This is a genomic window from Lysinibacillus sp. PWR01, from assembly GCF_043359455.1.
GTDB classification, from domain to species: Bacteria; Bacillota; Bacilli; order Bacillales_A; family Planococcaceae; genus Lysinibacillus; species Lysinibacillus fusiformis_F.
On record NZ_JBHERJ010000089.1, the window covers coordinates 50,797 to 75,857 of the forward strand.

At 37.1% G+C, this 25,061-nt stretch carries 20 protein-coding genes; 11 read left to right on the forward strand and 9 right to left on the reverse strand.

Translation table 11 applies throughout. The features are described from left to right. Genes ACEVFT_RS20515 through ACEVFT_RS20540 form a run of 6 tightly spaced genes read right to left on the reverse strand, consistent with a single transcriptional unit; the run spans position 1 to position 5,383 of the window. Positions 1-699 carry a response regulator transcription factor gene (locus tag ACEVFT_RS20515; RefSeq protein ID WP_393951164.1) on the reverse strand — a complete coding sequence of 233 codons (699 nt, stop codon included), beginning with the start codon at positions 697-699 and terminating at the stop codon, positions 1-3. Between the two features lie 38 nt (positions 700-737). Then, positions 738-1,490: a sensor histidine kinase gene (locus ACEVFT_RS20520; protein WP_393951165.1), complete on the reverse strand. Its 753-nt coding sequence runs from the start codon at positions 1,488-1,490 to the stop codon at positions 738-740. 37 nt (positions 1,491-1,527) lie between these two features. Beyond that, positions 1,528-2,520, reverse strand: coding sequence for an ABC transporter ATP-binding protein (locus ACEVFT_RS20525; protein WP_393951166.1), 993 nt, complete (start codon positions 2,518-2,520; stop codon positions 1,528-1,530). Then, a complete protein-coding gene (locus ACEVFT_RS20530; RefSeq protein WP_342441323.1) occupies positions 2,517-3,530 on the reverse strand; it encodes an ABC transporter ATP-binding protein in 1,014 nt (337 codons plus the stop codon). Before ACEVFT_RS20530 ends, ACEVFT_RS20525 begins: the two co-directional genes overlap by 4 nt. 15 nt (positions 3,531-3,545) lie before the next feature. Then, positions 3,546-4,466 (reverse strand): ABC transporter permease, encoded by a 921-nt coding sequence (locus tag ACEVFT_RS20535; protein WP_205445076.1) that lies wholly within the window; start codon positions 4,464-4,466, stop codon positions 3,546-3,548. A gap of 14 nt (positions 4,467-4,480) precedes the next feature. After that, the gene (locus ACEVFT_RS20540; protein ID WP_393951167.1) at positions 4,481-5,383 is read right to left on the reverse strand and encodes an ABC transporter permease; all 903 of its coding nucleotides are present in this window, start codon (positions 5,381-5,383) and stop codon (positions 4,481-4,483) included. Positions 5,384-5,565: 182 nt separating this feature from the next. On the opposite strand from ACEVFT_RS20540, the gene ACEVFT_RS20545 reads away from it, so the two are divergent. The 6 genes from ACEVFT_RS20545 (at position 5,566) to ACEVFT_RS20570 (ending at position 13,690) form a co-directional block, all read left to right on the forward strand. Further along, the gene (locus tag ACEVFT_RS20545; protein WP_205445072.1) at positions 5,566-7,125 is read left to right on the forward strand and encodes a glutathione ABC transporter substrate-binding protein; all 1,560 of its coding nucleotides are present in this window, start codon (positions 5,566-5,568) and stop codon (positions 7,123-7,125) included. A gap of 43 nt (positions 7,126-7,168) precedes the next feature. After that, positions 7,169-8,419, forward strand: coding sequence for an amidohydrolase family protein (locus tag ACEVFT_RS20550; protein WP_393951168.1), 1,251 nt, complete (start codon positions 7,169-7,171; stop codon positions 8,417-8,419). Further along, on the forward strand, positions 8,416-9,627 hold the full coding sequence (locus tag ACEVFT_RS20555; RefSeq protein ID WP_393951169.1) for an amidohydrolase: 1,212 nt from the start codon (positions 8,416-8,418) through the stop codon (positions 9,625-9,627). Before ACEVFT_RS20550 ends, ACEVFT_RS20555 begins: the two co-directional genes overlap by 4 nt. 168 nt (positions 9,628-9,795) lie before the next feature. Next, on the forward strand, positions 9,796-10,701 hold the full coding sequence (locus ACEVFT_RS20560; RefSeq protein ID WP_393951170.1) for a DMT family transporter: 906 nt from the start codon (positions 9,796-9,798) through the stop codon (positions 10,699-10,701). 768 nt (positions 10,702-11,469) lie between these two features. After that, entirely contained in the window at positions 11,470-12,738 is a 1,269-nt protein-coding gene (locus tag ACEVFT_RS20565; RefSeq protein WP_393951171.1) for an L-lactate MFS transporter, read from the forward strand. A gap of 259 nt (positions 12,739-12,997) precedes the next feature. Further along, positions 12,998-13,690: an AIM24 family protein gene (locus ACEVFT_RS20570; RefSeq protein WP_342441319.1), complete on the forward strand. Its 693-nt coding sequence runs from the start codon at positions 12,998-13,000 to the stop codon at positions 13,688-13,690. Between the two features lie 40 nt (positions 13,691-13,730). Here ACEVFT_RS20570 and ACEVFT_RS20575 read toward each other — a convergent pair whose 3' ends face one another. Then, positions 13,731-14,981 carry a BaiN/RdsA family NAD(P)/FAD-dependent oxidoreductase gene (locus tag ACEVFT_RS20575; RefSeq protein WP_393951172.1) on the reverse strand — a complete coding sequence of 417 codons (1,251 nt, stop codon included), beginning with the start codon at positions 14,979-14,981 and terminating at the stop codon, positions 13,731-13,733. Positions 14,982-15,268: 287 nt separating this feature from the next. Between ACEVFT_RS20575 and asnB the strand changes: the two genes are divergently transcribed. From asnB to ACEVFT_RS20595, 4 genes are all read left to right on the forward strand, one after another. After that, on the forward strand, positions 15,269-17,119 hold the full coding sequence (gene asnB / locus ACEVFT_RS20580) for an asparagine synthase (glutamine-hydrolyzing) (protein WP_205445051.1): 1,851 nt from the start codon (positions 15,269-15,271) through the stop codon (positions 17,117-17,119). 265 nt (positions 17,120-17,384) lie between these two features. Continuing rightward, positions 17,385-18,998, forward strand: a complete 1,614-nt coding sequence (locus ACEVFT_RS20585; protein ID WP_205445050.1) for a putative polysaccharide biosynthesis protein — start codon at positions 17,385-17,387, stop codon at positions 18,996-18,998. 10 nt (positions 18,999-19,008) lie between these two features. Further along, complete coding sequence (locus tag ACEVFT_RS20590) at positions 19,009-19,722, forward strand: pseudouridine synthase (RefSeq protein ID WP_342533205.1); 714 nt, start codon at positions 19,009-19,011, stop codon at positions 19,720-19,722. Between the two features lie 165 nt (positions 19,723-19,887). Continuing rightward, on the forward strand, positions 19,888-21,399 hold the full coding sequence (locus tag ACEVFT_RS20595) for a GGDEF domain-containing protein (protein ID WP_393951173.1): 1,512 nt from the start codon (positions 19,888-19,890) through the stop codon (positions 21,397-21,399). Between the two features lie 45 nt (positions 21,400-21,444). On the opposite strand, the gene ACEVFT_RS20600 is transcribed toward ACEVFT_RS20595, so the two are convergent. Further along, the gene (locus ACEVFT_RS20600) at positions 21,445-22,614 is read right to left on the reverse strand and encodes an MDR family MFS transporter (RefSeq protein ID WP_342533203.1); all 1,170 of its coding nucleotides are present in this window, start codon (positions 22,612-22,614) and stop codon (positions 21,445-21,447) included. Positions 22,615-23,055: 441 nt separating this feature from the next. Then, complete coding sequence (locus tag ACEVFT_RS20605; RefSeq protein ID WP_004226074.1) at positions 23,056-23,277, reverse strand: DeoR family transcriptional regulator; 222 nt, start codon at positions 23,275-23,277, stop codon at positions 23,056-23,058. Positions 23,278-23,634: 357 nt separating this feature from the next. Here ACEVFT_RS20605 and pepV point away from each other — a divergent pair, with 357 nt between their 5' ends. Further along, positions 23,635-25,041, forward strand: a complete 1,407-nt coding sequence (gene pepV / locus ACEVFT_RS20610) for a dipeptidase PepV (RefSeq protein WP_393951174.1) — start codon at positions 23,635-23,637, stop codon at positions 25,039-25,041. Positions 25,042-25,061 lie beyond the last annotated feature (20 nt).

Here is a 25,061-nt window from a genome sequence, read left to right on the forward strand (position 1 = left end):
TCAAATCCCTTTACTCATTTTAGAGGATTTATATTGTCGCGGTGATTGATTATATTTTTTCTTAAACGCTACACTAAAATAGTGTTGACTATTAAAACCACAGCTCTCAGCAATCGCAGACATACTTGCATCCAGATTTTCATTGATTTTCTTTACGGCCATTTCTAGGCGATAATTATTAATATACTCATTAATTCCGATAGACTGCTCCTCCAAAAATTTACGACTTAAATAGCTTGGATTCAAATGAATTTTTTCAGCAATGATATTTAGACTCAGTTTTTCATGATAGTTTTCATGGATATAGGAAAGCGCGCTTTGAATCGCATCATGGTTAGAACTCCATACTTTATATTTCTCCACGATTGCATCTAATTCACTTGCAATGACAGGTTTTGTAAGATAATCTTTTACCCCAATACGCAATGCTTTTTGGGCATATTCAAAGGTCTGATAAGCGGTTACCATAATGATATCTACCTCATAAAGCGCTTTTAATTCCTTGCTCAACGTGATTCCATCTTTCCCAGGCATTTGAATATCCAAAAAGGCGATAGTCATACGGTGCTTTTTAGCTAATTGCAGGGCCTGTGAGGCATCTTGAGCAGTATGGAATGTCCAATTCGGAAAATGTGGCTTTAATAAATAAATCATTTGCTCAAGCTCTAATGGCTCATCATCTGCGATTAAAATATTCATGGTGAGATTCTCCTTTCTTATTCAAATTGATAGAAAGCCTAAGCGGGAACATGGATGGTAACAGTGTAATGCTGTTCATTGTTTTGAATCGAGAATAAAATATTTTCGAGACCATAAATAAGCTCAAGTCGTTTTCTAATATTTTCGAGACCATAACCTTGCTGCAATTCGTCTACTACCTGCTCAGTAGTCATTTCTATTTTTTCTAATGGTTGTGTATTTTTTATTTCTATTAATAAGACATTCTCCATTTTTTTAATTGTAATGGATAGCTCTGCAGCTCCTATATGTTTTTCAAAGCTATGTTTATATGCATTTTCAATAATGGTCTGCAGAATAAATGGAGGTATTTGAACAGAAAGAGCTTCATCATCAACATATTTATTTACAGTCAAACGATGTCCAAATCGTAACTGTTGAATATTTAAATAACTATCAACAAATTGTACCTCGTTCTTTAACGCAATTAAAACCTCATGATTATTGTATTTAAATTTAAAGAATGTTGCCAAAGCCTCAATGCCCGCAACCAAATCTTCCTTTCGATTGATGCGGGCTAGGCTAAGTAATGAATTTAATGCGTTAAAAAAGAAATGTGGCTGTATTTGCTGATTTAACTGGAGAATATTCGCTCTTTGTAAATCCTGCTCAAGCTCTAAGTTTCTTTTTTCCTCCTCAAGGCTATCGATTTGTTTTTCGAAAATAAATATAAAAGTAAGCAGAAAAGCTCCAATAATTGGAGCAATTACACATAGGAGAATATATATGTTGAAGGTTTCTAGTTGTAACATAATGACCTCTCCGTTTATTTTATAAGTGTATGATACATTAAACTAAATTTTCTGCGAAATGGCAAGCTACCTTATGTGTTGAAGAGATTTCTCGTAATGATGGCACTTCTGCTTTACATTTATCTGTTGCGAATGGGCAACGTGTGTGAAAGCTACAGCCAGTAGGAGGATTAAGAGGGGATGGTAGGTCACCTTTTAAAATAATACGCTCCTTACGATGCTGCTTATCAATAACTGGTATAGAAGAAAACAGTGCTTTGGTATAAGGATGATGTGGCTGTGTGAAAAGGGAATGCTTATCAGCAATTTCTACGACCTTCCCGAGATACATCACCATAATACGGTCTGAGATATGTCGAACAACACTTAAATCGTGTGAGATAAATAAAAAGGTTAAATCTAAATCTCTTTGTAGTTGCTTCAGTAAATTGAGTATTTGAGCTTGAATGGAAACATCTAGAGCAGAAACGGACTCATCACAAATAATAATTTTAGGATTAACAGCAAGGGCTCTTGCAATGCCAATACGCTGACGCTGCCCACCAGAAAATTCATGTGGATAACGCTCTAAATACTCAGGACGTAACCCAACAAGGGACATTAATTCAATCATGCGTGCTTCTTGTTGCTCAGGCGGTACAATTTTTTGAATAGACATGGCTTCTGTTAGCATTTTACGAATCGTTCTTCGTGGGTTAAGGGACGCATAGGGATCTTGGAAAATTATTTGAATGTCCTTGCGCGCAGCACGAAGCTCTTTTTTGTTCATATTCACTAAATTTTTACCAAATAACAATACCTCTCCAGCAGTAGGCTCATCTAATCTTAAAATAGAACGACCTGTCGTTGATTTTCCACAGCCAGATTCTCCAACAATGCTGAGTGTCTCACCAGGCATAATATCGAAAGACACACCATCCACAGCTTTTACAACTTGCTGTGGACCGAAGAGCTTTTCTTTTTTTAAGAAAAAATGCTGCTTTAAATCATTTACTTCTAATAGTGGTTGAGTGTGTTGCGTAGTTGTCATACTGTCAGCTCCTTCATAAGTGTTTCTCCTTGCCATTCATTACTGTACATCCAGCATCTTACCTTTTTGCCTTGCTCAACAGTCAAAAGTTCAGGCTGTTGTTCACGACATAAATCCGTAGCAAATGGGCAGCGTTCTGCATAACGGCAGCCAATCGGGTAATTATAGGGACTTGGGACAGTCCCATGAATAGTAGATAATTCTTCTTGGTCCTCATATAGCTTTGGTAGTGATTGAATTAATCCATTTGTATAAGGGTGTAACGGTTTTTCAAAGAGACTTTCTGTTGAGCTTTCTTCTACAACCTGCCCCGCATACATAACAGCAATCTTATCGCAGATTTCTGCTACAACACCAAGATCGTGGGTAATGAAGATAATGCTCATGCCTAATTGTTTTTGCAGGTTTTGAATAATATCAATAATTTGAGCTTGAATGGTTACATCTAATGCAGTCGTCGGTTCGTCAGCAATTAACACATCTGGTGTACATGCTAGTGCCATGGCAATCATTATGCGTTGTCGCATCCCACCACTTAACTGATAAGGCTCCTGCTTCGCTCTTTTTTCTGGTGCAGGAATCCCAACGAGGCGAATCATATCGACAGCCTTTTGCCATGCTTCTTTCCGTGACAAGCCTTGGTGCAAACGAATGGATTCAGCAATTTGCTCTCCAACGGATAATACAGGATTTAAGCTTGTCATAGGCTCTTGGAAAATCATTGATATTTTATTGCCTCGAATTTTACGTAGCTCTTCATCTGATAGTTTCAGGATGTCCGTATTATTTAATAAAATTTCACCATTGATGATTTTACCAGGAGGAGATGGTACTAAACGAAGTAATGACAGGGAAGTCATTGATTTCCCACAACCAGATTCACCAACAATGCCTAGTGTTTCTCCTTTTTGAAGAGTAAAGGACACCCCATCCACAGCTTTGGCAACACCTTCACTCGAATAAAAATAGGTTTGTAAATTTTTTACTTCCAACACGGTTTCTTGTTTCATCCGATTTTCCCCTCCTTAGTTTAAATCCATTCGTTTATTAAAGATTCGGTACAAAATATCTACAAAAAGATTAATGAAAACAAATATTAATGAGGCAACAAGCACGCCACCTTGAACGACAGGTATATCACGTGTCCGAATGGCATCTACAATCATTCGTCCTAATCCATTCACAGCGAAAACAGATTCAACTAAAACTGTTCCACCAAGTAAACTACCAAATTGTAAGCCTACTACTGTAATAACTGGAATCAAGGCATTGCGTAATGCGTGCTTTAAAATGATAATGTACCCTTTTAAGCCTTTTGCTTTCGCTGTTCGAATATAGTCTTGGTTTACAACCTCTAGCATACTAGAGCGAGTCATACGTGCTACGATGGCAGCTCCACCAGCACCAAGTGTGACAGCAGGAAGAATAATATGCTTGGCACTATCCCAACCTGCTACAGGAAGCCAATGTAACTGTACGGAGAATACATACATTAATAAAATACCTAACCAGAAACTTGGAAGGGAGATCCCTAATAAAGCGACAACCATTAATCCTACATCCATAAACGAATAAGGACGGATAGCGGAGATAATACCAGCAATAAGCCCTAAAACAATGGTGATTAAAATACTATAAAAGGCAAGCTCTATTGTAATCGGTAAACGAGACGTAATTTCCCCAAAGACAGGTTGGTTATTTTTTAATGAATGACCCATATCTCCTTGTAGAAGATTTTTAATATACTCTGTATATTGAACGGCTAATGGTTTATTGAGCCCTAAATTTTCACGTAATTCTGCAACCGTTTCTTGAGAAGCTCCTTCTCCTGCTAAAATGATCGCTGGGTCTCCAGGAATCATCTGCATAATTAGAAAAACAACAAGCGTTACACCAAGTGTCACAGGAATAATTTGAGCTAGTCGTTTTAAGATAAATAATGTCATATGTCTTCTCTCCTTTAATTTTTCATTCTTGGATCTAGCGCATCGCGTAAACCATCACCAAATAAGTTAAAGCCTAATACAAGTATGGAAATCATAATACCTGGGAATAGCGCCATATAAGGAGCGGTAAATAGGAAATCACGTCCGTTAGATAGCATGGCACCCCATTCAGGAGATGGTGGCTGAGCACCTAAACCTAAGAATGATAGACCGGCTGCAGATAAAATAGCCGTTGCTAAGCGCATAGACGCTTGTACAATAATAGGTGATAAAATGTTTGGAAAAATATGCTTAATTAAAATTGTCATATCATTTGCTCCAAGTGTTTTGACAGCATCGATATATTCTAATTTTTTAACTTCCATTGTTGAGCCACGTACAATACGAGCAAACATAGGAATAGAGAAAAAACCAACAGCAATTGTGACATTGATAAGGCTTGGTCCTAATGCACTAACAATAGCTAAAGCTAGCAAGATACCTGGGAAGGCAAGCATGATATCTAAAATTCGACTAATAATAGAATCAACCCATTTGCCATAATAGCCAGCAATAAGTCCTAAGAAAGTGCCGATTGTACCACCGAATAAAACAGCTGAAATACCAACACCAATTGATAAACGTGATCCATATAAAATTCGACTTAAAATATCTCGCCCTTTGTCATCTGTTCCCATTAGATGATCTAAGCTGGGTCCTTGTAATTTTTGATCTAACTGCACGTCGTATGGATCATAAGGGGCTAAAATGGGCCCGATAAGAAACATCAATATATATAGAAGAATGATGATGCCTCCTGCGACAGCTGCTTTATTTTTCTTAATTTTGTTTAGGAAAGAAACAAGATTCTTTTTTCTAGATGCCTTGCGTGCATTCACTAAAACAGAATGATCGATAGTAGTTGTTACTTTATTCATATCGAATACTCCTTTTCTATTTGATTTGATTTCAATTTAGTGAAAAGCGTAAAGAATGTAAATATTTTATGGCTTATTAGTCAGAAAATTTAAAAAACACGTAAAGATTTTAAAAAACAAGTGAAATTTATTTCTTTATAATTCGAAATGTAAGGAACAAATCACACAAGGAGGAAATGTTGATGAAGAAAATGAAGTTGTTTTTATTCATGGCACTAATGATAGTACTTATTCTGCAAGCATGTTCTACTGCTAGCAATAATAGTACGGAAGGTTCCAAAGAGGGATCGAAAAGTGTAGGAGGAGAATTAGTCGTTCTAAGAGCAGCAGATGCGACAAGCCTAGATCCTCATTTCATTACAGATATTCCATCAGCGAATATTATTCATGGCAAGGTATATGAAACACTTGTTGCTTTTGATAGAGATCGTAAAATTGTTCCACTACTTGCAAAAGAATGGGAGCAAAAAGATGATGTCACTTGGACATTTACATTGAATGAAGGTATTAAATTCCATGATGGTGCAGATTTTAATGCAGAGGCTGTTAAAGCTACATTCGACCGTATTTTAGATCCTGCAACTGGTTCACCACAACGTGATAAATTATCAATGATTAGTGAAGTAGTAGTAGATGATACGTATATTGTTACATTGAAATTAAAAGAACCGTATGCACCGCTGCTATCTATTTTAGCAAGTCAAGAAGGTAGTATGATGAGTCCGAAAGCTATTGCTGAAGCGGCTGACGAATTAGCAACACATCCAGTAGGGACAGGCCCATTTGTATTTGAATCTTGGAAATCAGGTCAAGAAATTACATTAAATTCGAATAAAGATTATTGGGGAACTGTACCGAAAGTAGATAAAGTAACATTTAAAGTTGTACCGGAGGATTCTACGCGTCTAGCAATGATTGAAAGTGGAGAAGCGCATATTGCTGAACAAGTACCTGTAACAGAGATTGATCGTATTGAAAATTCTTCAACGATGACTTTATTCCGTGCAGAAGGACTTGCAGTAGAATTTATCGGATTCAATGTGAAAGATACCCTATTATCAGATGTAAAAGTACGTCAAGCAATTAGCTATGCTGTTGACCGCGAAGCGATTATCAGCGGTATTTATGATAATGTAGGAACACTTGCGAATTCGGCAATGAGTCCAAAAATTATTGGTTATTCTAGTGAAACGAAACCATATGACTATGATGTAGTGAAGGCAAAAGAATTATTAAAAGAAGCTGGCGTGAAAGAAGGAACAAAAGTTAAATTACTGACAAGTGACCGTAAAGAACGTATCAATATGGCTGAGGTGATTCAATCTCAATTAAAAGGAATCGGATTAGATGTTGAAATTCAAGTAATGGAATATGGTGCATTTATTTCTGAAATCACGAAAGAACAGCACCAAATATTTATTAGTGGCTGGGGTAATGCTACTGGGGATGCTGATTATAACCAATTTAATCTATTCCACACTGCTTCTATGGGACCTCCTGGAAACCATTTCTACTATTCAAATCCAGAGGTTGACAAACTAATTGAGCAAGGACGCTCTGAAGCAAACCAAGAGGCACGTAATGAAATCTACAAAAAAGCAATGCAAATCGAGTTAGATGAAGCTGTGTATATCCCAGTGCGTAACTATGAGCATTTAGCAGTCTATAGCAATGCTGTAAAAGGTTTCTGGTTAGATGCATCTAACTACACGATGATTAGTGGCGTTGAAATTGTAGAATAATCGAATTTGGTGATAGATGTAAAATACCAATTGGGAGGAAACTATGAGTAAACTATTGCTGAAAAATGTGAGATTAGAAGAAGCATATGAGCGCGAAAATGAACACATTGTTGCAACTCGTACAGGTATTTATGATGTCCTAATCGAAGATGGGCATGTTCAACAAGTGGATAAGAATATAGTGGCTGATGGAGATGTAGAAGTAGTAGATGCGCAACAGCAACTATTAGTCCCTTCATTCCGAGAGATGCATATTCATATCGATAAAACGTATTTTGGTGGAGAATGGCAGGCGCCAAGACCCATTACTAAAGGGATTTTAACACGTATTGAAGAAGAAAGAACGCTACTACCAAAGCAATTGCCGACAGCTGCTTATCGAGCTGAGGAAATGGTGAAGTGGCTTATTTCACAAGGACACACACATATTCGTTCACATTGTAATGTTGACCCGCAAATTGGGACAAGACATATTGAAATTACAAAACATGTTTTAGAAAAATATCAAGATCAAATCACCTATGATATTGTGGCCTTTCCACAGCATGGCTTATTACGCTCCAATGTAGAGGGACTAATCCGTGAGGCAATGGCAATGGGAGCAACGCTTGTTGGGGGCGTTGACCCATCCATTGTAGATCGCAATATCGAAAAGTCATTGCAAACAACAATGGGCATTGCTCAAGACTATAATGCAGGGATAGATATTCATATTCACACTGCTAACACACTAGGTGAATTTGAATTTTATAAGCTGATAGCGTTAACGAAACAGGCAAAAAAAGAAGGACAAGTCACAATTAGCCATGCGATGGCACTTGCTGATTTAGAACAGTCACGCTTAGAAAATTTAGTTCAAGCAATGGCTGAGGTACAAATGGATGTAACAACAACTGTACCAATAGATTTGAACCGTTCGACGATACCAATTCCTTATCTTTATAACAATGGTGTAAAGGTATCTGTGGGGCATGATAGTTTAACAGATCATTGGTCACCATATGGTACGGGTAATACCATTATGAAATTAAATGTGATGGCGGAGAGATTCCGTTTTATTGATGAATATTCATTAAGTCGGGCTTGGAAATACGCTTCTGGTGGTATCACGCCATTGAATGATGCTGGAGAACGTGTTTGGCCACAAGTTGGTGATAAAGCCAATATGCTGTTAGTGGATGGCGTGAGCACTGCCCATGTGATAGCAAGAAGATGCCCAATTACTACGGTCATTTCACAAGGCAAAATGATTCACCAACAGGATGTAGGAGAGTTGAAAGGAGAATTCAGATGAAGCAATGGCTTACAAATGTTCTACTTGAAACAGGAGAATATCTAAAGGAAAATGACACAGTTGGTACGAAAGTGGAGCTTTTTCACCTTGAAATTATAGATGGCTTTATTTCTCAAATTGTACCTGCAACACAGGCAATCGATTCACCAAATGAAGTTACAGATATGAATGGAAAGCTGCTATTACCTGCCTTTAAGGAAATGCATAATCATTTAGATAAAACATACTTATCTTTACCGTGGAAGGCTTGTGTTCCCGTAAAGAATTTAAAGGAACGACTTGATCGTGAAGCACAAGAGTTATCCGTTCTTGCTACAACTGGTAAACAACGTGCAGCTGCAATGATTGAAAAAATCCTTAAGAATGGTGCAAATCATATTCGTACACATGTTAATATCGATCCATACATTGGATTAAAAAATTTAGAAGGTGTACTAGCAGCATTGGACGATTATAAAGATGTCGTGACATCCGAAGTGATTGCCTTTCCACAGCACGGCCTATTAAGAGATGATGTCCCTAAATTATTGCGTGAAGCTTTACGCAATGGAGCGACGATGATTGGTGGCCTAGATCCAGCTGGCATTGATAACTCGATTGAGCCTTCTCTATATGAAGTGATGGATATCGCACAGGAATTTAATGTAGATGTCGATATTCACCTACATGATGGTGGCCACGTTGGGTATTATACAATCGATAAATGGATTGATATCGTGGAGGATGCCAAGTATCAGGGTAGAACGGCAATAAGTCATGCCTTTTCACTTGGTGATGTATCGATCATGGAACAACATAAAATTGCAGATCGTTTAGCGCAACAACAAGTAAAAATAATGTCAACTGTGCCATTTGATTTGCGACGATTAATTCCACCGATTGAATTACTGACAGAGCACGGCGTGAATGTCCACTTTGGTTGCGATGGCTTTTATGATTCCTGGAGTCCCAATGGCTCAGGAGATATTTTAGAAAAAGCGACTACTTTTGCAGACATTTCTCGCAAGCTTGATGAACGTTCGATTCGACAAACATTAAAATATATTACAAATGGTGTTACACCATTGGATGCGAATGGTCAGAAGGTTTGGCCGAATGTGAAAGATGAAGCAAGTTTTGTATTCTTTGACGCAGTATCAAGCGCTGAAGTCATTGCGCGTAAACCATCCAACCGAGTGGTTATGTCTAAAGGTAAGTTTATCAACTAAGTATTAATCTAAATCCCCCTTATTTAGATAACATAGCAAACTAGAAAATTTCTAGTTTGCTATACTTATGTTTTAATAGAAAAGATGAATAAAGGAAAGGGAAGTAGATTTTTATTAGTTGATCCATAACTTATATAGAAGTCTCTTTATATGCAGGTGCGATAAAATATGAAGCAACTTACAATCTATATGATTTTATTTAGCTGTGTATTTTTTTGGGCCAGTAACTTCATTATTGGCTCTATTTTAATTGAACATTGGGACCCTTTAACGGTCGCCATCTTTAGATTGATTGTCATAGTTCTGTTTTTAGGGGGGATTAGTTGGAAAGCAATTAGCAGAACAACATTTACGCGCAATGAGCTATTGTTGTTGGTCCTTGCAGGAATACTGGGTGTTTCCATTAATCACTATAGCTTTTATGCTAGTCTCCAACACACTTCTCCTATCACTGCGGCTTTAATATTAGCCTGTGCACCGATTGTCACTTCTCTACTGAATAAAATGATTTATCATGAATCACGTAACAGCATATTTTGGTTAGGTGCGATAATTTCATTTGTTGGTGTTGGTCTCATCATTACAAAAGGAGCACTTATCACCATTTCCATCGGTAAGGGTGAGGTGCTGAGCTTAATTACAATGCTAAGCTTTGCTTTGTTCCTCATTATTGTCAATCATCTTAGTTTGAAAATGTCAGCCCAGTCGATTACGTTTTATACAAATTTAATTGGTTTACTAGTGCTTGTACCATTTTCTTTTACTATTTTGCCACAGACGAATTGGCAAGTTGCAAAGCCCTACTGGTTTTTGCTCATTTTATCAGCGATTATTATTCACGGGGTAAGTAATTTAATGTGGAATCAAAAAATGAAGGAAATCGGCTCGACGAATGCGTCACTGTTGTTAAACTTTGAGCCGGCTATAGCTATGCTATTGAGTGCGGTATTTTTAAAACAATTCCCTACAAGTGTTCAAATATATGGCTCTTTATTAATTTTAGTAGGAATTTTGCTCTGTATTTATTATAAAGAAATTAAAATGTTGCTTTTGCTGAAAAGAAAAATAAATTAAAAAATGCACTTTTCTGTACAGTATGTTAGAAATGATTTCTAACATGCTGTTTTTTTTGTAGGCTGTATGTATTGTTTTTCTGAAAAAATAATATTACTTCAAAAATATCCACTTTTAGAATATTTCTATCATGTAGAAGCAATTGATACTGAATTAATAGAATTTTACCTATAATTTTTTGTATTAAAAATATATATTTGGATAATAAAAATCTTGAGGTATTGAAAGCGTTTTATAAAATATGCATCCGCTGTATTGTAAAAAATTTATTTTTTTATTAATTTAAGTAAAAATATATTTTTTTATGAAAAATGCGAACCATTTCTAAATATAAAAATTTCGTCTATTACATTTGTAAAATGCTCTTTTGTTCTATAAATTTCTATATACTATTGATTTACTGTGCTTCTTCTTATGAGAGATACACATAATAATCCTGCTGGCAAAATAAGACGTATACATTTGATGAATGTGAAAATATGCACAAATTTAATTATATCAATATAATTAAATGTTGTTTGTGTAATAGAGCGGAAAAGTAATATTAGCTAAAAGGTGTTATGTTTTCTGTAAGATAAACGTAGTTATACTTAGAGGCTGTAAGGTTTTCTGGATAGAACGTAATAATAAAAAAGAGAAAAACTTTTTGGAGAAATAATATTTTTTAGAAAAACATCTTGCATTTGAATAATTCTAAGTGGTAAATTGTTTAACATGGACGTTCATAGAATTTTCACAGGTAGCAAATGAGGGGAGAAATGAGAATTTATGAATAAAAATAGATGGTTAATTGCATTATCTGCAATCGCTATTCACCTTTCAATCGGTGGAGCCTATGCATACAGTGTATACAAGCTACCGATTGTCACAGAAATGGGATGGAGTGAAACAAAGGTAACGATTGCCTTTACCATTATGATGGGGTTAGCTGGTTTCTCAGCCGCATTATTTGGTAGTTTAGTAGAAAAAATGGGACCACGTAAATCGGCGATGGTAGCAGCTGTCTTATTTGGAGCAGGACAAGCTGGTGCTGGTGTAGCCATTTCAATGGATTCTGTTGTCATGTACTGGTTAACATATGGTGTTCTTAGTGGATTAGGAATGGGGATTGGCTATATTGCACCTGTATCAACACTTGTAAAATGGTTCCCAGACCGTCGTGGACTAGCAACAGGTATGGCCGTACTTGGTTTTGGATCGGGTGCACTTATTACAGCACCAGTCGCAGCCAACTTAATGGAGGCAGTTGGCATTTCTACAACATACTTTATTCTAGGGGCAAGTTACTTCACGTTAATGATTTTAGGGGCTTCATATATAGCACCACCTAAGCCAGGTTATATGCCTGCTAATATGAAAGCAGCTGCCAATAATGGCAAGAATGTAGTGAAGAAAGATTTAGCTGTTATGTCAGCACGAGAAGCTGTTAAAACAAAGCATTTCTGGATGCTTTGGTCAATGCATTTAGTCAATGTAACAGCAGGGATTATGATGATTTCTGTTGCTTCACCAATGGCACAAGAAATTGTCGGTCTATCTGTTGCAGGTGCTGCAGCAATGGTAGGAATTATGGGGTTATTTAATGGTGGTGGCCGTTTAATTTGGGCTGCTGTGTCTGATTATATAGGTCGTTCAAACGTTTTCGTTATTTTCTTTACAGCACAGCTAATCACATTTATCGTTTTACCACATACAACTAACGTGATTATTTTCCAAGCACTTATTTTCTTAGTTGTTAGTTGCTATGGTGGTGGGTTCTCAAATCTACCTGCTTTTGCAAGTGATTTATTTGGAACAAAGCAACTTGGTGTTATTCATGGTTATTTATTAACAACGTGGTCATTGGGTGGAGTTTTCGGACCATTGTTAGTAAGCGCAATCAAAAATGCTTATGGAAGCTATATTCCTGTATTCTATGTATTTGCTGGGTTAATCGCAGCTTCGTTAATTATTTCCTTAACGTTACGTGCAGATGTACGTAAGCAAACAGCTTTAAAAGCAGCGCAAAATGTTGGAGACGTTTCCGCTACTCAATAATTTGAACTTTCAATTTACTATATAGGTGTCATTTCGTACATGGCACTTATATAGTTATTTTTTTGAAACGATTGTTATATAACAATTATGATTTCTTTGTTTAATGTATAACAGCACATGTCTGATGTCAATAACATTACTGGAAATAAAGTGATTTCGTAATTAAAAGAGAAATTTTGTAACGAAATGCACAATCCGTTAAAATTTGAATCTTTTCTCATAGACTAACGTATATAAAGTAACTAGGGAGGGATCAATCATGGGGAAATTTTCTTTAGATGAATTTGTTCATAAAACACAGCAGGATGATAATGAGAATGATTATTTTGAATTGGAAACTGAACGCGTATTAGAGGTTAATCTAAACGGTGAAGTATGGTCAAAAATGGGTGCTATGATTTCCTATACAGGTGATATTAAATTTGAACGTGAGCGCGTGTTGGAACATGGTCTTGGCAAAATGTTTAAAAAGGCTTTAACAGGTGAAGGTACGCAATTGATGAAAGCTAGCGGAAAGGGCCGACTCTATTTAGCGGACCAAGGAAAAAAAGTAACGGTTTTTGATTTGAAAAACGACAGTATTTGTGTCAACGGCAATGATTTACTTGCCTTTGAGCCTAGCATCGAATGGGATATCCGTTTAATGCGGAAAATGGCTGGCATCATGTCAGGTGGTTTATTTAATGTAACGCTACAAGGTACAGGCAAAGTTGCGATCACTACACATTTTGAACCATTGACATTATTAGTGAAACCAGGTGAAACAGTATATACCGATCCACATGCTACTGTCGCATGGTCAGGCAACTTAACACCTGAATTTAAAACTGATATTAGCTTCCGTACATTTATCGGTCGAGGCAGTGGAGAATCCATCCAAATGGCGTTTTCTGGTGAGGGCTTTGTCATTATCCAGCCATATGAAGAAGTTTATATGTCTAGTGAAAGCTAAAAAAGCGCGTCCGTTTTCCACGGACACGCTTTTTCTTCTATTATAATGCAGCATGCATTCCTGCAATTCGTCCCGTTACGAGGGCTGAAGTGATATTATAGCCACCTGTATAGCCATGAATATCAAGAATTTCTCCACAGAAGAACAGCCCCTCTTTTTTCTTTGAGGCCATTGTTTTGGGCTCGATTTCTTTTACAGAGACACCACCACCTGTAACAAATGCTTTGTCAAGTGACTGTGTGCCGCTCACTGTTAATGTGAAGTTTACTAATAAACGTGCAAGCTGACGGATTTTCTCTTGGGATAATTCCGCACCCGTCAATTGAACATCAATATGTGCTCGCTCACATAAGAACAAGAGCCATCGTTCAGGGGCTATGCCTTTCCAAACATTTTTCACAGCCTTTTTCGGATCTTCCTTCATTAATTTATTTAAATATTGCATACATGTTTCTTCATTATAATGAACCAGTGTTTGAATACGCATTGTCACAGGCTCATAGCCAGTCTTCATTAATTCTTTCACAACGAATTGACTACAACGCAAAATAGCAGGACCACTTAAACCAAAATGGGTAAAAAGCATATCCATTTGATGGGTGACGAGTGTCTTGCCTTTTTTATTTAGCACAGAGACAGCAACATCACGTAACGCTAGCCCTTGAAGTTCACGGTCTTGAATAAAGTCCTCTTTTGAAATAACAGGTACTTCTGTTGGGAATAAGGTTGTGATTGTATGACCGGCACGCTCAGCCCAAGGATAGCCATCACCTGTTGAACCAGTTTGTGGGACTGCCTTGCCACCAACGGCTACAACGACTGCTTGACTACGGACTTCGGAGCCGTCTGCAAGACGTACACCCAAAGTTTTATCTTCGTCCATCAGAAGCTTGCTAACAGCTGTGTGTAAACGAACTTCAATATGAAGACGTTGAAGCTGTCTAATCAGCGCATCAACCACATCTTGGGCGCGATTGGATACAGGGAACATTCTGCCATGGTCCTCTTCCTTTAGGGCGACACCAAGCCCTTCAAAAAATGCGATGATATCTTCATTATTATAAACGGTAAAAGGACTATAGAGAAAACGACCATTACCGGGTATATGCTTCACGATTTCTTCAACAGGCAAACGATTTGTCACATTACAACGTCCTCCGCCAGAAATGGCCAATTTCTTGCCTAGTTTTGTGCCTTTTTCTAACAATAACACTTTCTTTTTACGCTCTCCAGCAGCAATCGCCGCCATTAAACCAGATGGGCCACCACCAATCACGATTACATCATACATAGTTAGAAACTCACTTTCTGTTCAAATTAGGAATCTTTCCTATTATACATGAAGTCTATATAGAGAGGGGCTTTCTTTGACGTTGAAAATAATAGAAAAGTGTTTTATAATTCTTTATCTCATCTTTCAGGATGAAAGGCATTTCTAGTAGAATGAAACACAATATTCTTTGTTATACAATTGGATTAATGAAAGTTTTCCTTTATTAGCATTGTCGGCATGAAATGAATGTCTTTTCATGCTATTATGGTAAAGGTTATGCACTAAATTATGAGGTGAAAAATAGAATGTGCGGATTTATAGGTTATATTAATGGAACAAATGTGATTGATCATCATCAAACAATAGAAAATATGATGAATACAATTATTCACCGTGGACCAGATAGCGGTGGTATTCATAGTGACGATAAAGTGACGTTAGGTTTCCGTCGATTAAGTATTATTGACTTATCTGACGTAGCGAATCAACCATTGTATAGTGCAGATGGCAATATTGTGCTTGTATTTAATGGTGAAATTTTTAACTTCCAAGAGCTGCGTGCAGATCTTATTGAAAAGGGTCATACGTTTAAAACTCAGTCAGATAGTGAAGTCATTATTTATGGCTATGTAGAATATGGCGTAGATTTTGTGAAGAAACTGCGTGGGATGTTTGCTTTCTGTATTTGGGATAAAAAGAATGATTTACAATTCATTGCGCGCGATGGCTTTGGAATCAAACCATTGTACTACTCTGAGCATACAACAGACGGTACATTTATTTTTGGCTCTGAGATTAAATCGTTTTTACCACACCCTTCATTTATTAAAGAGTTAAATAAACAGGCACTACGCCCCTATTTAACATTCCAATATTCATCTATGGATGAAACATTCTTTAAAGGTGTCTTTAAATTACCACCAGCTCACTATATGCTGATTCAAAATGGACAAAAGCAAATCGTGCAATATTGGGATAAAAAATTCCATGCAAAAGAAGCGCCGATTGAAAAATATATCGAGGAAATTCGTTCAACTGTTAAAGAATCGGTAGAGGCTCATCAAATCAGTGATGTAAAAGTGGGTTCATTCTTATCGGGTGGTATTGACTCTAGTTATATTACATCTTTATTACGCCCAGATAAATCCTTCTCAGTTGGGTTTGCTGACTATGAAGATATGTTCAATGAAACAAATCTTGCAAAAGACTTATCAGATACGTTGAATATTCAAAATGAACGTAGATATATTACTGCGGATGAGTGTTTTGAAGCTCTTCCTAAAATTCAATGGCATATGGATGAGCCACAATCCAATCCATCTTCAGTGCCACTTTACTTCCTATCCGAACTTGCTTCAAAAGATGTAACGGTTGTCCTATCAGGTGAAGGTGCCGATGAAATTTTTGGTGGCTATGCTTGGTATCAAAACTCAGGAAGAATGCAAAAATACGAAAAATTACCATTAGGTCTACGTAAAACATTACGTGGAATGGCAGAAGCCCTACCGAAAAATCAATACACGAACTTCCTTATTAAAGGTGCTCAAACAGTAGAAGAGCGTTTTATTGGGGAAGCGGTAGTATGGGATGAAGTAGATGCCATTAATGTTTTGAAGCCAGCTTATAAAAATGCGCCATCTGTAAAATCGATTACAAAACGTATATATGATGAAGTACCTGGCGATGATGATGTGACAAAAATGCAGTATCTAGATTTAAATCTTTGGATGCCTGGTGACATTTTATTAAAGGCAGATAAAATGAGTATGGCGCACTCGATTGAATTACGTGTACCATTTTTAGATAAAGAAGTAATGGAGTTAGCGAAAGAGATTCCATCAAGATACCGTGTGAATGATATCGATACAAAATATGTTCTACGTCAAGCTGCACATCAGGAATTACCAGAAGAATGGGCAAAGCGTCCGAAACTTGGATTCCCAGTGCCGATTCGTCACTGGTTACGTGAAGAAAAGTATTACAGCATGGTAAAAGAAATGTTTACAACTGACTTTGCGAATGAATTCTTTGATACAAAACAATTAGTTGGTTATCTAGATGAGCACTATGAAGGAAAAGCAAATCGTGGTCGTTATATTTGGACGGCTTATGTATTCCTAGTATGGTATAAAAAGTTCTTTGTGGACATGGTATAAAGAAATACTTGAATCGGTGGGGATGTGCCATTCCTCACCGATTATTTTAAGGTCTTTTTTCATCAGATTTTCTTTGGAATGAACTTTTTGATGTATTTATGCGTCTCATTTCCTATAAATATGTTAAGATTACAGATGGTTTACTTTTATTGCTCTTAGGGTGATAGCGCTTGCATATATGTTATGTTAAAACGAAAAAGTTTTATAAGTATCCTTTGAAGTGTTACGATAATAATATTGATTTTACAATGAATGGATGGGTATGATGTCCAATTTAATGAAAGGTACTGCGATATTAACAATGGGGATGTTTTTATCGAAGGTACTCGGATTAATTTATATTTTTCCGTTTTATGCAATTGTCGGCGAGAAGAACATTGCGCTTTACCAATATGCATATATTCCCTATTCAATTATGTTGGCAATCGCCATTTCAGGTGCGCCAATTGCCGTCTCTAAATTTGTCTCTAAATACAATGCAATGGGGGATTATCAATCAGGTCGCAAGCTGATGAAATCCGGCATTCTGATTATGATGGTGACAGGCTTCGCAGCATTTATTGCCCTTTTTCTACTTGCAACGCCAATAGCAGGGCTAGTTATTAAGAGTGAGGAACAGGTCTTTACAGTTGAACAGATTGCTTCAGTAATACGATGGGTTAGTTTTGCCTTAATCGTTGTACCATTTATGAGTTTATGGCGTGGCTTCTTCCAAGGCTATGACAAAATGGAACCTACCGCCGTTTCACAATTGGTGGAACAAATTGTGCGAATTGTTGTATTACTTGGTGGATCGTTCTTAGTGGTTATTGTGTTTAAAGGGAAACCAGAGACAGCCATCTCCTTTGCTGTGTTTGCTGCATTTATCGGGGCAATCGGTGGATTAGGTGTTCTTTATTATTACTGGAAAAAATATCAGCCTGAATTTAACCTATTACGTAGTCAAAGTGTGACTTCCACACAGCTACCAATGTCCAATATTTATAAAGAAGTGATTACCTATTCCATCCCAATGGTGTTTGTAGGGGTAGCCAATCCGTTATTCCAATTAGTCGATATGCTTACGTTTAATGGAGCAATGACGTCCATTGGTTTAGCAGGAGTAACAGATACTTATTTATCGATGATTAACTTTATGACACATAAGGTTGTCATCATTCCCGTTATGCTAGCGACTGGATTCTCAATGGCGCTTGTACCAACGATTACAAAGTATTTTACACAGGGTGAGTATTTAGCGCTACGCCATGCAATGGATAAGACCTATCAAATTTTAATCTTTATTACATTGCCAGCTGTGGTTGGTATTTCTCTATTAGCCAATGAAATTTACTTCATGCTATATTCTGAAAGTGAAATGGGGGCAACCATTTTAGCGCATTATGCACCTGTTGCGATTTTATTTGCGTTATTCCAAGTTACAGCAGCCTTACTTCAAGGAATTGATTTTCAAAAGTGGATTGTTTTCAGCTTATTATCAGGGATTTTCGTGAAGCTAGCATTAAATATTCCATTAATTCGTTGGTTAGAGGCAGATGGTGCTATAGTGGCAACAGCTATTGGTTATAGTGTTTCGATTATCATTAATATGCTTGTGTTACGAAAAACGTTGAATTATCGATCAGAAATGGTTGTGCGTCGTGTCATGCTAATTGCTTTATTGACAATGGCAATGGCCATTAGCGTGCTGATTGTGCATAAATTATTGGAATTACTAATGGGTCCAGTTGATAGTAAATTCTCAGCATTACTATTCTCAATTATTTGTGCGGGTGTCGGTGCGGCTGTCTATGGCTTTTTATCATTACGCCTAGGTTTAGCACAAAAGCTATTGGGTGAACGATTAACCCGTATGATGAGTAAACTGGGATTGAAATAGGAGTGGAACGATGCGTTTAGATAAATTACTAGCAAATATGGGGTACGGCTCTCGTAAGGAAGTGAAGCAGCTATTAAAGCAAAAAGCTGTCACAGTAGACGGTGCTTATGTCAAGGATGCAGCTTTACACGTAGACCCAGAGCAGCAAATGGTATCAGTGTTTGGAGAGCGCGTTGTTTATACAGAATTTGTTTATCTTATGATGAATAAACCGCCTGGTGTTATTTCTGCCACTGAGGATTTAAGAGATGAAACAGTTATTGATTTATTAGAGCCATTACAGCAGCATTTTCAACCGTTTCCTGTTGGTCGACTAGATAAAGACACAGAAGGCTTGCTTTTATTAACAAATGATGGTGTATTGGCTCACAATTTATTGTCTCCCAAAAAACATGTGCCAAAAGTTTATTACGCACAGATTGAAGGGGTTGTGACAGAAGAAGATGTCGAGAAATTCGCAAATGGTGTTGAACTCGATGATGGCTATGTTACCAAGCCTGGAAAGCTTGTGATCTTAAAGTCTGCACAGCAATCTGAAATAGAGCTAATGATTCAAGAAGGAAAGTTTCATCAGGTAAAGCGAATGTTTGAGGCTGTAGGTAAACGTGTAACATATTTAAAGCGAATTTCTATGGGAAGCCTGACATTAGATGAAAATCTAGCGTTAGGTGAATATCGCGAGCTAACTACAGAAGAGCTAAACGGTTTACAAAACAATCATTAAACATAGTATTCCTCGATGCCTCACATAGCATCGGGGATTTTTATATACAGTAATATAACAGTAACTGTATAATATGAAATGAGTTATTGTGATATAGTCAAAGAACGTATCATGTTCTAAATGTTTACGAAAAGACGATGGTATAAATAAGTAGAGGACAATTAAATGAAGAACCTGCGTATTAAATTATTACTATCTTTAATAGCTTTTGCAGTCATACTCGTTGCTGTTATTTCATATGTGAACCGACAAATATTGATAGCGGAAATTGAAAAGCAAGTGAGTATGAATAAAGTTTTAATTGAAAACCATATTCTTACAGATATGCAAACTGTCGATAATGCCCATTTTTATTTTGATAATAATATTTCAGACAAAATGGAACAGGAGCTTAGACAGTTAAAAAACTATTATCTTGAAAACCCTGCTGTAGCTACTTGGGATTTGCAGCAAATGAAAAAGAAACATGGTATGGATATTTACATAGTGGATCAATCCAATACAGTGGTTTACACGACTTTTGCCAAAGATATTGGCTTGGATTTCTCGCGTTGCTGTCAACGTTTTTCTGCTTTATTAGATGAACGGCGAGCTAGTGGCGAATTTTTTACAGATGGAATCGATATTTCAACATCGACAGGAGAATACCGGAAATTTGGCTATCTGGCAACAGAGGATAAAAAATATCTGCTTGAGTTAGGTTTAGACTTACTGAATGATCCTGTTTTTCAAACCTTTAATTTTGAAAAAACTGCACAGTACTTGATTGGTAAATATGCTGATTTAGTAGAAGTGCAGACGATTAATGCAGGGGGAGTTTTCTTTGATGATTCGTCATTAAAGAAGATTACTGTAAAAGATCAATCCAAACAGTTCCAAAAATACTTTGAGCTGGCAAAGAAAACAATGGAGCCAGTTGAGTATCAAAAGGCTTTAGCCAATGGTTATCTAGAAACACATCGTTTTCTGCCATATGAAGCAGAGACAGTGAGAGGGGAGTCTTCAAAAAGAATTGTCTATGTGAAATTTATCAATTTCACTAAAATGGAAGCACTCCAAAAAAATACGAAACAATTTTGGAGCTTACTGTTCATCGCCTTACTAACATCCTTTATTATGCTGCTCGTCATTAATAAAATTTTATCTAAAACAATACAGCTAGCTACTTTCGATCCGTTAACTGGTGTCTATAACCGTGCTACCTATATTAGAAAGATTGATAATTTATTAAGGAAAAGAAAAATGAATGTGCCAGGTTTATTGTTAATCGATTTGGATAACTTTAAACAAGTGAATGATCAATTTGGGCATGTAGAAGGAGATCACATCCTGATAGAAACAGCGAGAATTTTAAAGCATGTTGTGAAACAAAGTGGTTTTGTCGTACGCTTCGGTGGGGATGAATTTGCCATTGTTTTATACGATACAACAGAGCAACAGATGCAGCACATGGCAGAGGCCATTTTGACTCAAATAAGGTCCGTTGAATATGATGGCCATGCTAGCGAGAAATGGTCTGTACTATCTGTAAGCATGGGTGGAGCCATTTATAACCATGATGAAGATACAGAAATGAGCTTATTTGAACGGGCCGATAAAGCGCTTTATCAATCGAAAAATGCTGGTAAGGATCAATACTCTAGTTATGCAGAGGTTGCTGCTGACGAAGGGTTATAATAGTTAAAAAAACGCCCCATTCTATCGATAGCAATGGGGCGTTTATTAATGAGCCGCTGTTTTGGTTCTATAAAAGATACAACTACATAAAACAAGAACAGCGATGACAGGAAACATAGCATTCATATAATGAGTCAATAGCCAACCGCCTATTATGGGGCCAATAAAGCCACCTAAATTTTTAAATTGCGCAGCACCTAAGTAAGTTGCCTTTTGAGTATCTGGCGCAATTTCATCAATCATGACATTCATCGTAGGGAAGGCAAAGATTTCACCTATGGTAAAAATAATCATGGCAATGATATAGAGCGTATAATTAGTGGAGAATCCAAACATAAATAGTCCAATAGCAAAGAACAGTACGCCTACTAATAATGTTGCTGTGGATGAAAAGCGCTCTGATACTATACTAATTGGTAATTGTAGTAGTAACACAACCGCTGCATTGAGAGAGATTAATAACGAATATAGTTTCGCACCTTCATCAATTTTTAATTCGATAATTTGTGGTAGCGTTGAGTCAAATTGCGAGTAGCCGATATTGATTAAAATGGCGCCCAAAATAAAGCTAAGCAGCACACGATTTGTCAAAAGAATCGTGAATGTACTGAGTATCTTTGTTTGAGTGACAGCTTTGGGTTGCTGCATTTGATAGCGATTTAACACAAAAAATAAAAAGACAGCGTAAATAATATACATAATCCCTGTCAGCATAAAAGGGATACTCGGGCTGGATAGCTGTGAGATATACACACCAATAATAGGACCAATAACCGCTGCAATATTGATGGCCGTATAACGTAAGGAAAATAGTCTTTTTCGTTTTTCAGCAGGTGTAAAATCAATCATTAATGCCTGTGTGGAAGGTTCGAAAAATGAACGACAAAGCCCATTCAAAGCATTGAATAGGACAAAAAGCCAAACAACATGAACCGTTGCAAAGCCAAAGAACACCAGACTCCAAACAATAATCGTTAATAGAATAACGCTTTTTCTACCAAAACGATCGGTTAGATAGCCACCAAAAAATCCACCTACTGTGGAAATGAGTGGTGCAATACCAATGGTCAATCCAATTTGTAATGGAGAGGCTTGAATTTCATTATGTAAATAAATAGCTAAAAAGGGCATTGCCATAAAGCTTGCAATACGTGTGAATATTGTTCCACCTAAAATGATCCATACTAATGGATGAAACAACTTTGACAATGTCATATCAAATCCTCCTCTCAACATTTAGAATGTTTCGAGTTTAACGGATTGTTAAGCAACTGTAAATAGTCAAAATAATCTTGAACGAGAACAATGCACCCTTTTTCAGTGTGAACGGTAAAGATAATGGCGCAAATATTTATGTTTCTATGCTACGGAAGTGAGGCACAGATTGAAGAACAGAAGAGTATGATCGCTTTGCGCGGATAGATGAGCGGAATACAGAAGAATATGATCACTTTACACAGTTAGATGAGCGGAATACAGAAGAATATGATCACATTGCCCAAATAGATGAGCGGTAGCGAGTTGAAGAAGTCAGTAAATACGTCTCTTCTTCCAAATAGGGAAAAAATCTAATAATCTTCTAACGACAAAAAAGAATGACCCCGACGAAAGGTCATTCTTTTTCCATACACAATGCTTTACGTACAAGACGTAAAACTAAGACGTCAATTTTACTTTTTTCTTCGTCGTTGTCCATCTGCCTCGACTTGGACTTGTCACCAAATCGTTAAAGGCTAACACGTTCAAATCTCTTTGAACGGTGCGAGGAGTGATACTAAACTCTTCGACTAAATCCTGTGTAGACACGGTTCCTTTGTCTAAAATAAACATGTACACGTCTTTAATACGATTAAGCATTCGATCAGTAGTTGGTTTCATTAAATGAACCACTCCTTCATCTTAATTCTCTTGGCAAAGACTAGCGGACGACAATATGTGCGGAGTGCACTTAGGCTAATAAGTAGCTGCCTTAGACATCCCCTTTTCTAATTTTATAGTCAGAACAATTATTCTGATAACTTTATTATATAGAAAAACGACTTGATTTTCTAGTGAATGCAATAGAAATTTACAATTGACATATAAATTTTATACTGTATTTTGTGGGAATACGTGAAAAACATGCTATATATGGTAGTGACAGTAGAAGTTACTGAAAATAGTTGTCAGAAAGCTGATTGTCATATATGTTGTAAGGTGTAGAATAATGTTAATACTTTGAAGGAGGTACATGGTATGGATTGGTTACAAGCTGCAAAAGAAAGGCAAGATGAATTAATACAAGAGTTACAGGAGCTTGTGCAAATTAATAGTGTGCTCGATGAGGATACAACAACTACTGAAGTACCTTTTGGAGAGGGTCCACTTCAAGCACTTAAATGGTTACTAGCAAAAGGTCAGAATGAAGGCTTACTCACGAAAAACGTTGATAATTATGCTGGACATATTGAAATGGGTACAGGTGAAGAGTTATTAGGTATTTTATGTCATGTTGATGTTGTTCCAATTGGAGAGGAAGCGGATTGGACATACCCTCCATTCAGCGGCACAGTAGCAGATGGTAAATTATTTGCACGTGGTGCGATTGACGATAAAGGACCTACGATTGCGGCATGGATGGCCATGAAGCTTGTGAAAGATGCAGGTATTCCATTAGAAAAAAGAGTACGAATGATTATTGGTACGGACGAAGAAACAGGATTCCGCTGTGTCGACCACTATTTTAAACAGGAGGAAATGCCGACAATTGGTTTTGCACCAGATGCGGATTTCCCGCTCATCAATGCAGAAAAAGGCATTGCAGAGCTTGTGTTCTCTCAAAATAAAGTGGGTGATGGAACGAAAGAACAACTATTACTATTTAATGCAGGAAAGCGCCCAAATATGGTACCTGATTTTGCAAAAGCAACGATTCAGCATGTATCAGCATCATTCAAACAGAATTTTCAAACATTTTTAAGCAAAAATCAGCTAGAAGGCTCTTTATTAATGGAGGACTCTCGCTATATAATAACTATCAAAGGTAAAGCAGCCCATGCAATGGAACCAGATAAAGGTGTCAATGCAGCTGTTTATCTTGCAGCATTTTTACAACAAGAGTTGACGACAGAAGCAAGTAAACAATTTGTCGACTTTATTGCAGATGTTTTTTATCAGGATCATTATGGCAGTCAGCTCGACCTACAGTTTGAGGATGCAATGTCAGGACAAACGACATTAAATCCAGGGATCGTCAGCTATGATGTTCATAAAGGTGGCAGTTTAGTAATTAGTATGCGCTATTCTGTTTCCTATCCATTCGATGAAAAAATAACGGCAGCACAACGCTTAACGGTAGAAAAAGGGTTTTCTCTTGATATTCAAGACGACTCGAAACCACATTATGTCAGCGAGGATGATCCATTTATCCAGACATTAGCAGCTATCTATAGACGTCAAACGGGAGATACAGAAACACCTTTATTATCAACTGGTGGTGGAACGTACGCACGTGTGATGAAAAAAGGCGTGGCATTTGGCATGCTGTTCCCAGGAGAGCCAGATGTAGCGCATCGAGCGGATGAGTTTGTTGTCGTTGAAAACCTCGTGAAAGCAGCGGCAATTTATGCTGAAGCAATTGTTGAACTTGCAGGAAAAAAATAACTCAAAGACGAAAAGGATGA